The sequence below is a fragment of the Paenibacillus violae genome, assembly GCF_032461945.1.
GTDB lineage: Bacteria > Bacillota > Bacilli > Paenibacillales > NBRC-103111 > Paenibacillus_E > Paenibacillus_E violae.
Map to the genome: position 1 here is coordinate 53,645 of NZ_JAWCUD010000009.1, position 14,640 is coordinate 68,284.

At 47.4% G+C, this 14,640-nt stretch carries 12 protein-coding genes; 2 read left to right on the top strand and 10 right to left on the bottom strand.

What is annotated here, in order from left to right; translation table 11 throughout:
* Positions 1-18: 18 nt before the first annotated feature.
* From RQP52_RS23355 to RQP52_RS23365, 3 genes are read right to left on the bottom strand one after another with little or no spacing between them, the layout of a single operon-like run.
* Positions 19-3,252 carry an AAA family ATPase gene (locus RQP52_RS23355; protein WP_315954083.1) on the bottom strand — a complete coding sequence of 1,078 codons (3,234 nt, stop codon included), beginning with the start codon at positions 3,250-3,252 and terminating at the stop codon, positions 19-21.
* Positions 3,249-4,526, bottom strand: a complete 1,278-nt coding sequence (locus RQP52_RS23360) for a metallophosphoesterase family protein (protein ID WP_315954084.1) — start codon at positions 4,524-4,526, stop codon at positions 3,249-3,251. Before RQP52_RS23360 ends, RQP52_RS23355 begins: the two co-directional genes overlap by 4 nt.
* Positions 4,527-4,546: 20 nt before the next feature.
* Positions 4,547-5,722, bottom strand: a complete 1,176-nt coding sequence (locus tag RQP52_RS23365) for a glycosyltransferase family 4 protein (RefSeq protein ID WP_315954085.1) — start codon at positions 5,720-5,722, stop codon at positions 4,547-4,549.
* A 172-nt stretch (positions 5,723-5,894) separates the two neighbouring features.
* Here RQP52_RS23365 and RQP52_RS23370 point away from each other — a divergent pair, with 172 nt between their 5' ends.
* Entirely contained in the window at positions 5,895-7,031 is a 1,137-nt protein-coding gene (locus tag RQP52_RS23370; RefSeq protein ID WP_315954086.1) for a GGDEF domain-containing protein, read from the top strand.
* 59 nt (positions 7,032-7,090) lie between these two features.
* Here the strand turns inward: RQP52_RS23370 and RQP52_RS23375 are convergent, their stop codons facing one another.
* The 5 genes from RQP52_RS23375 to RQP52_RS23395 form a co-directional block, all read right to left on the bottom strand.
* Complete coding sequence (locus tag RQP52_RS23375; RefSeq protein WP_127454422.1) at positions 7,091-7,390, bottom strand: DUF6509 family protein; 300 nt, start codon at positions 7,388-7,390, stop codon at positions 7,091-7,093.
* Between the two features lie 68 nt (positions 7,391-7,458).
* Complete coding sequence (locus tag RQP52_RS23380) at positions 7,459-8,259, bottom strand: polysaccharide deacetylase family protein (protein ID WP_315954087.1); 801 nt, start codon at positions 8,257-8,259, stop codon at positions 7,459-7,461.
* 192 nt (positions 8,260-8,451) lie between these two features.
* Entirely contained in the window at positions 8,452-8,970 is a 519-nt protein-coding gene (gene msrA / locus RQP52_RS23385; protein ID WP_315954088.1) for a peptide-methionine (S)-S-oxide reductase MsrA, read from the bottom strand.
* 323 nt (positions 8,971-9,293) lie between these two features.
* On the bottom strand, positions 9,294-9,398 hold the full coding sequence (locus RQP52_RS23390) for a YjcZ family sporulation protein (protein WP_127454428.1): 105 nt from the start codon (positions 9,396-9,398) through the stop codon (positions 9,294-9,296).
* 93 nt (positions 9,399-9,491) lie between these two features.
* Entirely contained in the window at positions 9,492-10,685 is a 1,194-nt protein-coding gene (locus tag RQP52_RS23395; protein WP_315954089.1) for an MFS transporter, read from the bottom strand.
* A 299-nt stretch (positions 10,686-10,984) separates the two neighbouring features.
* Here RQP52_RS23395 and RQP52_RS23400 point away from each other — a divergent pair, with 299 nt between their 5' ends.
* Positions 10,985-11,866 (top strand): LysR family transcriptional regulator, encoded by an 882-nt coding sequence (locus tag RQP52_RS23400; RefSeq protein WP_315954090.1) that lies wholly within the window; start codon positions 10,985-10,987, stop codon positions 11,864-11,866.
* 40 nt (positions 11,867-11,906) lie between these two features.
* On the opposite strand, the gene RQP52_RS23405 is transcribed toward RQP52_RS23400, so the two are convergent.
* Positions 11,907-12,602 (bottom strand): DUF421 domain-containing protein, encoded by a 696-nt coding sequence (locus RQP52_RS23405; RefSeq protein WP_315954091.1) that lies wholly within the window; start codon positions 12,600-12,602, stop codon positions 11,907-11,909.
* A gap of 32 nt (positions 12,603-12,634) precedes the next feature.
* Positions 12,635-14,590 (bottom strand): PAS domain S-box protein, encoded by a 1,956-nt coding sequence (locus RQP52_RS23410; RefSeq protein WP_315954092.1) that lies wholly within the window; start codon positions 14,588-14,590, stop codon positions 12,635-12,637.
* Between the last annotated feature and the right edge of the window lie 50 nt (positions 14,591-14,640).

Genomic DNA, 14,640 nt, shown 5'->3' on the forward strand with positions numbered 1-14,640 from the left:
CCATGCAGGACAACCGTTCTACAAGTTTATTAATTGATAGTTGGGTATAACGCGTGCAGCCGCATCCCGCACATGCCCGTGACACGTAAACAACAACACTTGATGCCTGCTGCTTAAGTCAGCGAGCACACGCAGACAGCTCTCCATCCGTTCCTCATCGAAATTGACCAGAATATCATCCATAACAAGCGGTAGCACCGCTTTGCCGGCGTATTCTTCCACAAGCGCAAAGCGCATGGATAGATATAGCTGCTCCGCCGTTCCGCGACTAAGTTGACTCGTGTCCACGGACTGTCCATTGGATCTAACCGCAACAAGACGCTGTTCTCCAAACGGAGCTTTGACATGGGTGAATGCTCCATTCGTCATCCTGGACAAGTAATCGGATGCTCGTAAAAGCACACCGGGTTGTCGTTCCTGCTCATAAACTTCGCGCGCTTTCTTCATGAGCAAGGAAGCGAAGGATGCCACGGCATACTGATCGACCTGTTCCCGAATCGAAGCCCGGTAAGCTTCAGCCTGAAGCTGGCCATCGGCTTGCTCAGCGCCTTGCTCCAGCTGTTCGATACGTGCCGTCAACTTACCAGTCGCTTCGCGAAGTTCATTCGTTAAGGCCGCCGTTTCCGCCATCTGCTGCTCAAGAGTCTCCAAGCGGTAAGCAATATCGGCTTCCCCTTGCGTCTCCAACAGCTCCGTATAACTGGCAAGTGACGCACGGCTTAGCAAAGCCTCTAGCGAAGATTCCAACAGCTTCTGTTCATCGGTCAACTTCTTGCGCTCTTCCTGCTCTCTCTCCTGCAAGCGGAGTGCTTCGCCATCTTCTGCAGAGGCTTCCTGCAGCAAGATGGCAAGCCGTTCACGCGTGCGCTGCTCGGCAGCATCCAGAAGCTGCAGCTCTTCTGCGACCTCTGCATAAAGCGCTTCGTTATGCTTTCTCGCTGCAAGCAGCTTCAGCTGCTCTTGCTCCTGCTCTTTCCAGCGTTTGAGCGCAAATAAAGGCTCTTGCGCTGTGGATAGTCGAAGCCGGCATACAATAGCTTCTTCATACTGCTCTACACTTTTTAACAATGCCGCAAGCCTTGCTTCCAGTTTATGGAGCTGACGGAGACTCTCCTGCCCCTGCTCAATCGTCTGAATGGTTTCCATCGCGGCATCAGGGGACAATCGCCCGCTTAAGCCAAGGGATACAAGCCAGCTGCTCCAATCCCTTTGAAGCTGCTCAGACTCCGCTACGTGCTGCTCATACACAATCCCTCGCAGCCCTTCTTGATGTTGTAGGGAGTCGCGCATTTCCTTCGCATCCTGCAGCTTGTCCACCTTGCGCTGCTGCTGGTCCAGCTGTTGCTTGTTGTGCTGGGCTTCTCTCAACCAGGCATCCAACTGAGGCTGAAAGCTATGAAGAGCGTGCGATTCAGCACGACTTCTTTGCTGCGAAGCGTGCAAAGCGGATGCCGCCGCAGCTTCGTTAAAGCCAATTTGCGTCTGGCTGGATTTCATGAACGCACTAATTTGTTCCTGCAAGCTTCGTTCCAATTCTAGAAGTTCACGAGCGGTCGTTTCATTCGGAGAGAACTCCTGGCTGGGAGACGCCGTCATCGTGCGGGAAGCCCTACGATCCGATGCCGAGCGGTCGCCGAACTGGATGTAGAGTGCCGCACCTGCAAATAGCAGAAACGCACAAACAGCTATTGCCCAACTGCTCTGCCATGCCAACAGAATGGGAACAATAATCGCCAATGCGCCGAAGAAAAGCGCCATACGTTTTCGAAGCTTTCGCGAGGCCGCCTTCCCTGCCTTGGCGGCTTCCTCCAGGCTGAGCTTGTATTGATTCTGCACAGCTTCCCGCTCTTTGTGATGCTGAACTTCCCTGACCAGAAGCTGCCACTGCGCGTAATCTCTTGCGATTCTTTGCAGCGCCGTTCCCGGGTCGATCCCTCCTGGAAATGAGGGGGCTAACCGGACATCGGCTTCCAAGAGGCGAATGGTATCTTCTACCCGCAGAAGCTGCTGTTCCAGACTTTCCAGCTCGGTTCGAACGCGCAGCTCATCCCCCCGGATCTTATGGAACTGTTCCTTGAAAGATCGAATCTGTTCGCGGAGGGAGATGGACACGGCAAAGGCGCCGAGATCCATCTGACTTTCCCCGTCTGCGCCATCTATTTGCTTCAGCAGTCTGTCGATCTGCGCGCGTGCGTGTTCTTGTTCCACACGCAGCCCGTCCAAACTGCGCTTCTGTTCTTCATACGTGGCTGCTTGTTCCAGCCAATGATTCAGCTCCGTCTGATGCTCGAGCACATCAGGATCGATGCGGATCGCGCCCAGCTGATCCGCAAGCGTCTGCTGCCGCAGGCTGAGCCTTGCGCGCTCCGCATGGAGGCGCTCCAGCTCCGCTTCTAGCGCGTCCAGCCTCGTCGAGGCGCGCTCGGGGAAGCCAGCCAGCTCCGGCAGCGCCGCGAGCTCCTGGCCGATCTGCCGCAGCCGGATCCATCCGCTGCGCGCCTTGCCGGCCAGGCTGAGCCGGAGCTGCTCCGCGCGCAGCGCCTCCTGCTGCTCCTCCAGAGCAGCAATGCGCTCTTCCGCGGAGCGGCGCTCTCCCTGCAGCCGATCATAATCGGCTGCCAAGTCACGGCTGCGGCGCAGCGACTGCTCCAGACCCTCCAGCTCCTTCAGGAGACGATTCATCTCCTGATTGCGACCGCGGGGTCTGTACAGGCCGTCGGCCTGCGCCGTCAGCTTGCGTTCGGCTTCCATAATCGCCGAACCGCTTACACCAAGCCCAGCGCTATATAGATAGCCGCTGAGCTCGTCCGTCTGCAAGGTGCGAAGCTCCTGCAGCTCGGTTAAACCAAAAGCGAACAAGCTGCGGAAGAGGTCGGCCGATAGGCCGCCCAGCAGCGTGTTCAGCAGCTCTTCTCCCCCGGTGGTGCCATCACCGAGGGTAACCTTGACGTGCCCCGCTGAGGCACGTTTGCCGCCTGCGGCGGGCGCGTCATAGCGCTCGACGCGAATGAGCTGACCCTGCTCATCCTGCAGGGTCAAAGCGCCGCCATGGGCGCCGCCGCCCAGCGGCTCGTAGCGTTCCGACCGGTTCTGCCGGGTCGGAAAGCCGAACAGCACCGCGCGGACGAAGCCCATGAGCGTGCTCTTGCCCGCTTCGTTGGCACCGTAGAACAGCGCCAGCGGGCTGTCCGTGTCGAGCTGCCGCTGCCGCAGGCTGCCGAAGCCCTCTACCTGGATGGATACGATCTTCATCCAGGCCACCCCCCTTCCGCGGACAGGAGATCCGCGGCCATTTCTTCCGCAGCGCGCAGCCATTCGCGCAGCCGGTCGGGATCCGCCGCAGCCGGATCGCCGGCTGCCTGCGGCAGGCTTTGCAGCGCGGCGAGGGCTTCGCCCGCGAACGCTTGCAGCGCGGCGTCGTCTGCACGCAGCCCAGCCGAAATCCGCAGGAGGTCGCCAAGAAAGCTCTTCTCCTGCTGCAGGGCCTCCAGATCGAGCTCACTGGCCGTTCGGTCCTCGATCGATTCGATCCAGACGAAGCGGCTCCGCTCCGCTTCGTCCGAACGCAGCTCAGCGATCAGTTCCTGAAGCATCCGCCCTTTGCGGAGCATGCCGGAGATTGCGCTTCGCCCTTCCAAAACGATACGGACGACAGCATCGCGTCCGTCTGCTTCAGCCCTGGCCCGTTCAAGTTGGTCCCCGATCTTGTCCTTCAATTCTTGCTCTGTCTGAACGCCGGCAACAGACAGCCGCATCTGGAACCAGCGCACCTGGTCCAGCGCACGAAAGGCAAGATCCGCTCGTCCATTATCCGACATATCAACGATATAACAGCCTCGCGGCCCTGTTTCCCGAATATTTCGCCCCTGCAGGTTCCCCGGATACACAATTGCCGGCTGCTCCAGAAGCACATTTCTTGTATGAACGTGGCCTAAAGCCCAATAGTGCATACCCGCCTTCAGCAAATCTTGCTTGCTGCATGGTGCATAGTTATCATGAGCCGGGTCACCATCGACATTCGTATGTAAAAGCGCAATTTGAGCCGCATCTTCGAGGCCTGGCTTAAATTGTAACGCTAAGTTCTCCATCACCGCTGCGCTGCGATAAGAAATCCCATGAATCTGGGCGATGACGCCGCGATCCGGTTTCGTTACCGTCAGCGTCTCAACATGATCGCACGCAAAAAAATGGACGTCTGCCGGCCAAACCAGCTTTGCGGCGCGTCCATCCTCCGGGTCATGATTTCCATGAATGATATAAGTAGGGATTCCTTGCGCAGCCAACTGCTCCAGCGCTTTCTGAAAGCGAATTTGTGCGCGAAGGGAACGATCCGATAAATCGTAAACATCCCCGCTGATAAGTACAAAATCCACCTGCTCTTGAATAGCTGCCGCCACGAGTTCCTTGAGCGCACCGAACGTCGATTCTCGCATGCGCTCACGAACGCGATCAGGCAGCGCCGACATGCCTTTGAACGGGGAATCCAAATGCAAGTCGGCGGCATGCATAAACCGCAGTCGTTTCATGTCTCAAGCGCCTTCCTGCTTTAGTTATTTTCGTTCTGATCTTCTTGCTTTTCCGCTTTAGGATCCTGTTCCGCTATTTGATAACTCTCATAGACACTTTTCAATTGGCGAAGAACACGGTTCAACGAATAAGTTTTCTTCGCTTTTTCCCAGGCGGTACGCGCCAGGTTGTAACGGAACGTTGGATCTATAACCACCTTCTCCAAAGCGTGGCTTAATGCCATGGCATCTCCGACAGGCACCAGCAAGCCGTTGTGTCCATGTTCAATTTGCTCTGCAATCCCTCCGACATCGGTCCCGATCAATGCAAGCCAGCATAACGCGGCTTCTGCAAATACAGAACCGAATGCTTCCGCGCGAGACGGCAATACGAAGACATCAAAAAACGGCATGAATTCCTCCGGATGCAGCATATAGCCATAAAAAATCGTTTCCTCATAAATATTATGCTGAATGGCCAGCTTCTCCAGCTCTTCCCGGCTAGGTCCATCCCCGATAATGTGTAAAACAAAAGGATGGCCGCGCTTTTTCAGTTCTCCGCATGCGATCAGCAGTGTATCCAGCCCCTTGGCAGGTACAAGACGGCACACCGTAATGAATTGTGTCACTGCATTTTCATGGGAAATCGGGCGGAAACGTTTCTCATCAAAACCGTTCGGGATTACGCCAATCCGTTCGCTATCCTGCACATACTCGGCGATATATTGTTTGAACGAGTTCGACACCGTAATAATCTGATCGACCTTTGTTTCAAGCTCCTCATAAATCTGAGTGAGAAACTGATGTTCCACGCCATTCTCTTTAATGCGACCGTTCAGTACAAGCTCTCTCTCAAAGCTGGAGTGAATGGTCAAAATCACAGGTGTTTCCGGATAAATCTCCTTCATCGCCATCGCCGCAATCGGGTGATGCGCATGAATAATGTCATATTTCTTGGTCACTCGCAGCTTCGTCCACCAAACATAATCCTTGTAAGTCTGAATGTATTTATCAACGATCGGGTTACCGGCATACTTCCGCCAATCGAAAGTGACGAATTCCACTTCCTCTGTGCCTTTATTGCGAATCCGCTTAGGCAGCGAAAATAGTTCCATTTCCCATCCCTTTTTATTAAATCGGTCCAAAATATAGGGAACCATGGATGACACCCCACCCGGTTGTTCCGGTGGGAAAAATAATGCTTGCAAGATGTTCATTGCATGAGCCCCTCTCCCAAAGCCTTGAGCTTTACCTTCTTATTGTAACTTGTGCGCGCCGAATATAAAAGAGAACAACTTTAAGCCGCTTGAAACGATTCTATCCCTCTCTCCCATTTTCCTTTATAATAGAATCACATCTTGTCGAAAAATAGGGATTTTGGGGGAACGCATGAAAGCTGTTGATCTCTTGTTCGGTGATTTAGCTTCATTATTATCGCATGTTATTGTATTGGTTATTGTGACACTAATGTTTGTCATTTCACTACGTTTGTTTCTCGATCGCCGTAAAAAAGGCTACATGTCGATGACCTTCTCCGTTATCTTCGTCGGCATTCATTACCTGCTTAAGATATACGTCTTGCTCACGGCACTAGATACAAGCTTAACGGCTTACGTATTGTTAATGCTGAAAATCGTATCCTTCGTACTTTTGAATTTTGGAGTTTATCAATTATACAACCGAACGCACCGTAAACAGTACATATTTTTTTATGGTTTGATTATTATGGGATTCGTTGTCTCTATTCTTCATTTTAGTGTGCCTCAAATGTACAGCGGCACGATTCAGCAGGTTCGGCTGCTGCAAGACATTGCCCTGGAGCTTTATGTTTTTGTGCTAATCTTCCTGTGCTTTTACATGATACCTCCTTACATTGGCCAACAAGCGAAGTATCAATGGGCGCTTACCATCTTTTTCCTGATCCAAACCTGTCATTTAATCAATGTATATATGTATGGGAATGAACAGATTTGGCTCACCCTGGCGGGCAATATTTTGCCCATCGTTTTTTACTTTTTATTATTTATCATGCTGTTTGATCGTGTTGTTGAGCTGATGCAAGCCATCTATAATTCATCCATCACGGACGGACTTACTCGTCTGTATAACCGCAAATTTTTCTACAATCGTGTTTCGCAGTATGTCGGGAGACATCTTCCTATCTCTATTTTGTTCAGCGATATTGACAATTTCAAGAAACTGAATGACACGAAGGGGCACCAGATGGGCGACGATGTGTTGAAGCAAGTGGCTCAAATTATGAAGGAAGAAGCCGAGGAATGCGGCATTGCAGGCCGTTACGGCGGGGAAGAGATGGTTGTGATGGTAACGGATCCAAGTGTGAAAATGGAGGCTTTCGCGGAACGCGTACGCAGCCGGATTGAGAAAGAGACCATCGTAACCGCCAGCATCGGGTATAGCAAATACAAAAACGGCGTAAGCGCCGAAGAGCTTATCAAGCAAGCGGATGAGGCCATGTATAAGGCCAAAACAACAGGTAAAAACAAGGTCGTCAAATACGCTTAAATTAAAAAGGGCTGTCTCCAAGGTCTTTAAATGACCCCCAAGACAGCCCTTCATTCTTTTTACTCGTCGTCTGCTTCAAGCACATGCGCTTTGCAAAATGCTTCTACTGCCGCGACTTCATCATCCTCAAGATCAAAATCCAGATAGATTTGCGTCGTTTTCTCATAAAGCTCGTACTTCAATAGCCCTGATTTGTCTTCGTCAACATTGTAGATCGCACGAATGTACAATCCGCTTTCGGAGTACAACTCATCATCTTCCTCAACTTCGATATCTATAAGAAATTCGTATCGTTGTCCGCTCAAAATACCAAACGGATCTTTGATCACTTCAACCGTATAACTCGTAATCGTAAACATCGTATCCCCCCCTTTTTCATCTGCAAGGCTTTAGTATACCTGATTATAGGAAGAATCGCACATAGGCCTCAGACCAGCTTCACGATTTGTCCCGCTGGAATTTCGACGGAGTCACCCTCCATACTGATCCAGACTGAAGTGGCTGTGGGATTATGTACAAGATGGCGATCAACCGAGTAACGCAATTGTTCCAGTGCCTGTAAGTAGGTATAAATCTCCGCATTCGTCGCGTACCAAATGTTGTTGTGCCCGCCTATCATCTCGCCAAAACGATCGATAAGGTCCCAATTGTTATCGTTTTCAAATTCATAGCTATGACCCCATACATAGAAAAGCGCCATCCGCGTGTGCCTTTGCTCAAGTTTGGCGAACTGCTCGCCATACTCCAACATCATCTTATGATGACAGGTAGGATGCCACCTTAGAAAATCGTCGGGAATATGAAATTTCCCATGGCTTGCTACGGTTCTCGCATATTCAACACCGAGAGTCGGCAGCATCGAAACAACTCGATCGCTATGTGTTCCAAACGGATAGCTCATTCCCTTAACGGGATAGCCAACCAGAGACTCTAAAACTCTGCGGTCGTCCATGATTTCCATGACGATTTGTTCATTCGGAGATTGCTCCAGGAATGGATGATCAACTGTATGCGCCGATACCTCGTGTCCTGTGAAAAGAGAGACAACTTCTTCCGCTGTAATATAGTCGTCTTTGCCCAAAAAACCACTGTTCAAGTGGAAGGTTCCTTTGATCCCGTATTCATTTAATTTCCCCACGAATCTACGGTCATGCACTCTTCCATCATCAAAGCTAAGGGTCAAGGCTTTGTGAACCCCGCCAGGAAATCGGTCATTGCGAATACGCATTTGGTTTCCCCCAATAAGTACTTCATAAAGTTATTCCCATATTTTACTTTTGGTTCTCCAATTTTTGCAAGTGATTTCCGCCACATCTTTGTTTAAGGGAACAGCTGGCCTCTATTTGGAGAAAAGACGAGCAACTCCTTCCATGAGCGAAACTATGGGGTCTTATTTCGGTTCCTTGGCTCATCACTCCGCTTATTTCCAATGTTTATCAATAAAAGCATCACGCCCCGAGGAAATCCGTTCTTCTTTATACTCCTTAGGGTTCTTGATGTGATAATTCTGGTGGTATTCTTCCGCCGGGTAAAAGGCAACAGCTGGCCTGATCTCCGTTACAATCGGCTTATCAAAACGTCCGCTTTGCGCAAGCTCCTCTTTCGATTTGGCGGCAAGCTTGCGCTGCTCTTCGTTATGATAAAAAATAGCTGTACGATACTGGCTACCACGGTCAATATACTGTCCTTCATCATCCGTAGGATCTATCTGTGGCCAGTATAACTCGAGCAGTTTTTTATATGGGAAAATAGCTGAATCAAAAGTGATTTCGACTACTTCCAAATGACCGGTTTGCCCAGTTTTCACTTGTTCATAAGTAGGATTCTCTACTGTGCCGCCCATATAACCAGATACAATACCGTGAATCCCTGGTTGTTCTTCAAATGGACTTACCATACACCAGAAGCACCCACCGGCAAAAGTCGCTTTTTGTATCATTAAAATCCCTCTTTCATCATGTATGATAGGATTGTTTGTATAGCTATTTATTATAATTATTTGCGGTTAACAAGTCCATTTTCCCGGAGCTATAAAGCGTTACTTTCAATAAAAAACAGGGAGCAACTGTCTACGACAGTCCACTCCCTGCTTCATTCACTTCGTTCCATATCTAATTACCACACAAACGTCATAGTAACAATAACCAATAGAATGAACAGAACCAAAATTGCGGCTGCACTTGTGCTACCTGCTGTATAACCCATAGATCCCATCCTCCTTTCTAAAAAAACAATCATTCGTTGTTGAGGAGGTGTACGACCTTACACACTAACTGAAGTTAGAATGATAACAAGTAAGATGAATAGAACAAGGATAATCGCTGCCGAAGTATACCCTCCACCATTGCATCCAGCTGTATAACCCATTAACAGATCCTCCTCTGATAAAGAAAAGTGTAACGACCTTATAAAGTACGAAAATTTTTGAAAAGTTGCTTGGACGAAATAACCAGTTACATGTTACCTATTTTGAGTCCCCGTTACAGCTCGAACGGTTTGCCTCCGATGATGGAACAAGTAATAAATAATAAGCGTTAAAATCATAATAAATCCACCGATCAGGAACATCGTATGATAGTTTGTCTTTGCTGCAATCACCCCGAGTAAATAGGAGCCTACTCCGTATCCAGAGTCAAAAAACACGAGAAACGTACTGATAGCAACTCCTCTGCGATGACCGGGTGAAGCTTTAACCGCAATGGTCATAAAGCTGGGAAAGATAGCCCCATATCCGACTCCAATTATTCCGGCTGTAATAAGAAACACAGGTGCCGTATAAGCTTGGCTCAACCAGATCATCCCGATAATGAATAAAATAATCCCCGGATAAGCAAGAATATGCTCTCCTTTTCGATCAAACAATCTTCCGGTAAAGGGCCGGGTTAGGAGGATCATCAAAGCAAGAATGATAAAAAAGTAGCTGGCAATACGCTCTAGCCCCAACGTTTTGGCATATACGGAGATAAATGTAGATAAAGCACCATAAGAAAACGCAAGGACGAAGCCGGCTATAGAAATCGGTATGGCAGACACCTCAATATAGCGTCGAACCCCCTTGATGACCACTTCCGACGATGGACGGTTCACATGTTTCGTGAATCTTGTAAGCATCCCGCACAATAAAGACAACAGTGAAAAAACAGCAACCATCATGAACATGACTACATAGCTAATATGTGTTGTTATCCATAAGCCTACAAAAGGCCCTATAACCATTGCAAGGCTCATAAACAAACTAAAATAGCCAACTCCCTCTCCTTTCCGATGTTCAGGAATAATATCCAGAGCAATGGCTGAAGTGGATGTCGTCACGATCCCAAAAGCAAAACCATGAATAAACCGCAAGATGAGTAGGACAGAATAGTTGTCAATCCATAGATACGACAAACTACATATCGTAGAGATAATTAATGCAAGATTTAAAAGTTTTCTTCTGTTTATCTCTTCTAACCACTTTCCGGTTAAAGGCCTTGAAATGACCGCCGTGATAACAAAAAGCGTGATAACAAGACCAATGCCTTGTTCGCTTCCGCGCAGCTCATCGAGTACAAATTGCGGCAAAGTCACGGCCAATATATAAAAGGTCATAAAGATAAAAAAGTGACTAAAACTGATCATTAGGAAATCCCGGCTCCATAATCTCTCTTTCTCCACTTCGATCCCTTCTTTCTCTCTGTAGTATCTTTAGTATCCAGATGATTCATACAACTATGCTCCTCCGTTGCATGTAAGCATTGTAGTAAAAAAATCATTGATAGATCAATACTTATATTTCAATAATAATCATCTAAAATTTCAATGATGATCATGTTAGATCGATTGAGCCCCTTCCACAAATCAATAGAATTCTTCTATCATTTCAAAAGAAATCACGCTATTGATAAATGAACTTTCATAATCTACAATGCAGGGTAGATGCTTTGAGCACGAGCAGAGGGAGGGATTTGTTGCCCATGGAGTTAAGACAACTGGAGTGTTTCAAAATGATATGCGAGGAACTTCATTTTACCCGTGCAGCTGAAAGGTTAGGAATTACGCAACCCACGTTAAGTTATCAGATTAAACTTCTCGAAGATGAATTGGGCGTCCCCTTATTTAGTCGAATCGGTAAAAAAATCGCGGTCACCGAAGCTGGCAGCATTTTATACAACCATTGCAGTACTATTTTCAGTTCCTTGACTGGGGCGCGTGAAGAGATTTTTGAGCTGCAGCACATTGAGCGCGGTACATTGTCGATTGGTGCACTAATTGGCGAAATCAACGAGTATGTGTCCAGTTTGCTGGTGGACTTCCATAACATGCACCCGAGAATTCAAATCAAACTAAATGGCGTGGTAGATGTTCTAGAACCTCTGATTCAAAACGAACTCGACTTCGCGGTTACCATTTTGCCTGTGGAAGATGAACGATTCAAAACCGTGCCTCTTTATGTAGAAGATTTTTATTTTGTGGTGAAGTCGGATCATCCCTTTGCTGATTACAAATCCATTTCTTTTGAAGTGATTAAAAATGAACCTGTCATTATGTTCCCGAGCAATCATCGTTGCCGCAAAATGATAGATCTTGCTTGTTCGAGCCTCGGTTTTGACTTAGACCCCAAAATTGAGACTACAACCATCAGATCCTTGTTGATGCTGGTCCGATCAGGTGCAGGAGTGTCTATTTTATCGAAAACCCTGTTAGAGATGTACCCTCATCAAGATTTGAAGATGATTCCCATAACGAACCCTTCGTTGCGCAGGGAAATAGGTGTGATTTACCTGAAAGATCGCTATATGGAGAAAGCTGCGAGGGAGTTTATCGATCTAATGTTAGGACGTCCGTACCCTCTTTGAACAACGCCGACGCAAAAAAAACAAGCCCTAAGGCTTGTTTTTAAGCATGTTTTGCTTCCTTAAGCTGAAAATACAGACCACTGGAATCCGACCATTCCGCGAAAAGCACACGCTCATGATGCGGAATTCCGCTAAGCTGCAAAAGCCGATCCACCCAGAGCTTGTCTCGCCCTAAGCGCTGCAATGAATCTTCATTGATGCTGCCGTTTTCAATGATGTAAGCGGGAAGGCTGACGCTGCTCTGCTGGTCTTTTGCGTTGCCGCTGATGCCTTCCGGGTCATTCTGGCGCAGCACACTGATGCTGCCATTCGTCTCGAACAAGGCATAAGCGACTTCGCGCAGCGAGAAAATATTATTTTCCCGAAGCAGCATGCCCAACTGGGCGAAATCAAGATTGTTGCGCTTCATCGCCTTGAAATCGACCACACCGTTCCGGATAATCAGATCGGGCGTTCCCGCGGCATAGCGGGATAGTCTGGGGAATCGAGCGATAAACTTTTCCAACCCCAGCGCAAGAAGCGTCCAGATTATCAGCGCGAAAACCAGATGGCTAAGATGAACTTCCTCATCATAAATCGTATTGCCTACCAATTCGCTGAGCATTAAAGAGGAAACGAAATCAAAAGCGGTCAACTGAGAGATCTCTTTTTTTCCCAGCAATCTGGTCATGATTAATAGACCTATCAAAGCGACTGTAAGTTTGACACCGATACTTACATATAGATTGGCATTCACTTTCATCTTCCCCTTCGTAAAATCAAGTGACCCTATGAGTTCATTTTTTCAACTCTTTCAATAATTTCCGATATCGCATCCATGCTGATGGGCTTGCTGATGTAAGCATCCATACCTTCGGATAAATATTTCTCACTATCGCCTTTAATGGCGTGAGCTGTCACTGCCACAATGCACGGTCTTTTCTTCCCGTTTAACTGCTCATTGATAAACTTCGTGGCCGCCAAGCCATCCATCCCGGGCATTTGAATATCCATAAAGATGATGTCATACGAATATCGCTTGACAGCTTCTACAGCTTCTTTTCCGTTTTGGACCACGGTCGTTTTGTGCCCGAGTTTCTCTATCATTTTCTTTAACACAAGTTGATTTACTTCATTGTCTTCGGCAATTAATATTTTCAAAGACCAATCTTTTGAATTTTCGGCAATGTCTTCCCCCTCGCGCCAATCATCAGATGGAGATGCGTCTGAATGAATCAATTGGACCCGAAAGTTCGCTGTGAACAGGAACGTTGATCCGATTTGATCTTTGGAAGCCTCATACCAGATCTCACCGTCCATGAGCCCAACAAGCTTTTTACAGATAGCTAATCCTAAACCCGTCCCCTCTGTTTTCCGAGTCATAAAATGATCAACTTGATAAAAAGGTTCAAATAAATGACCCACCTGATCTTTCGGTACTCCAATCCCTGTATCCTTGACGGCAAATTGAAGCCGCACATGATCCAATTCTTGCGACACCGTTTCAACGCTGATAGAAATCGCCCCTTTAGGGGTGAACTTGATGGCATTGCTGAGTAAATTCAGTAGAACTTGTCTTAACTTCGTCGTATCTCCATAAACCAAGTTAGGAACTTTAGGACAGACCGATGTTGTTATCTCCAGATTTTTCTCAAGAGCTCTAGACATGACCATATACAATGTTTCTGATAAAACAGTTCTCACACTCAACGGTTCTTCCACTAATTCCGTCCTGCCGGATTCAATTTTGGAGAAGTCCAGAATATCATTGATGATCGCGAGCAACGTGGCGCCACTTTTTTTAATAATTTCTACATATTCAATCTGCTCTTCATCCAAATCCGTCTCCAAGAGCACTTCCGTCATACCAATAACCCCGTTCATCGGCGTACGGATTTCATGACTCATCATAGCTAAAAACTCACTTTTGGCTTTATTCGTCTTTTCAGCGGCTTCTTTTTCAATGATCAACTTCTTTTGTTCCGTCATGTCTTTCGCTATGATGTAAAAGCCCATAATTTGCGTCTGTATAATGATTGGAACCAGCGTTACCAATACTTCAACTGAATGACCATTCTTATGTTGAAAGAAAGCGATATCCTTTTCGACATTTTCGATAGCATGATGATTGTTTATATGATTTTTTAAAGCCAAGAGCAACTCGGTTGAATTTTTTTCGCCAATTAATTTGGACATTCCACTGCCAATCAACTCTTCAATCAGATATCCGGTCATTTGCTGCACCATATTATTGCCATTCATAATAATGCCGTCCAAACCAAAAGAAATAATCGCATCGTGGTTGTATTTCTTTAACGACGTATACCGTTCAATACTTTCCTGCAGCTTTAGTTCAGCTAGCTTATTCTTGGTTACATCAATAAACTGAGCTATAAAATATAAGGGCTTCCCCCCCTGATCATCACGAACTAACGAAACATGGACAGAGGCCCAAACGACGTGGCCGTTTTTATTAAAATACCGATTCTCCAATTCAAATGATGGAATGTCCCCATCCAATAGCTCAGTAAGCATACCTCTGCTGTTATTACGATCATCGGGATGCCGGATATCATCTAATGTAAAGTTCCTGAACTCATCTTCCGAATAGCCGAAAATTCGGCAAACCGCCTTGTTAACATTCAGCCATTTTCGTTCCAGAGAGATTACAGCGATCCCAATCGGTGCATTTGTATATATGTGGCCAAATATAGCTTCAGAGTCAAAAAACTTCAAATCCTGCATCCATACATTCCTCCTTTTGCATTAACGCAATATGAACTTCTTATTCATAT

Coding starts and splice junctions, on each gene's coding strand:
- RQP52_RS23355 (WP_315954083.1), bottom strand. CDS start 3,252: ATGAAGATCGTATCCATCCAGGTAGAGGGCTTCGGCAGCCTGCGGCAG.
- RQP52_RS23360 (WP_315954084.1), bottom strand. CDS start 4,526: ATGAAACGACTGCGGTTTATGCATGCCGCCGACTTGCATTTGGATTCC.
- RQP52_RS23365 (WP_315954085.1), bottom strand. CDS start 5,722: ATGAACATCTTGCAAGCATTATTTTTCCCACCGGAACAACCGGGTGGG.
- RQP52_RS23370 (WP_315954086.1), top strand. CDS start 5,895: ATGAAAGCTGTTGATCTCTTGTTCGGTGATTTAGCTTCATTATTATCG.
- RQP52_RS23375 (WP_127454422.1), bottom strand. CDS start 7,390: ATGTTTACGATTACGAGTTATACGGTTGAAGTGATCAAAGATCCGTTT.
- RQP52_RS23380 (WP_315954087.1), bottom strand. CDS start 8,259: ATGCGTATTCGCAATGACCGATTTCCTGGCGGGGTTCACAAAGCCTTG.
- msrA (WP_315954088.1), bottom strand. CDS start 8,970: ATGATACAAAAAGCGACTTTTGCCGGTGGGTGCTTCTGGTGTATGGTA.
- RQP52_RS23390 (WP_127454428.1), bottom strand. CDS start 9,398: ATGGGTTATACAGCTGGATGCAATGGTGGAGGGTATACTTCGGCAGCG.
- RQP52_RS23400 (WP_315954090.1), top strand. CDS start 10,985: ATGGAGTTAAGACAACTGGAGTGTTTCAAAATGATATGCGAGGAACTT.
- RQP52_RS23410 (WP_315954092.1), bottom strand. CDS start 14,590: ATGCAGGATTTGAAGTTTTTTGACTCTGAAGCTATATTTGGCCACATA.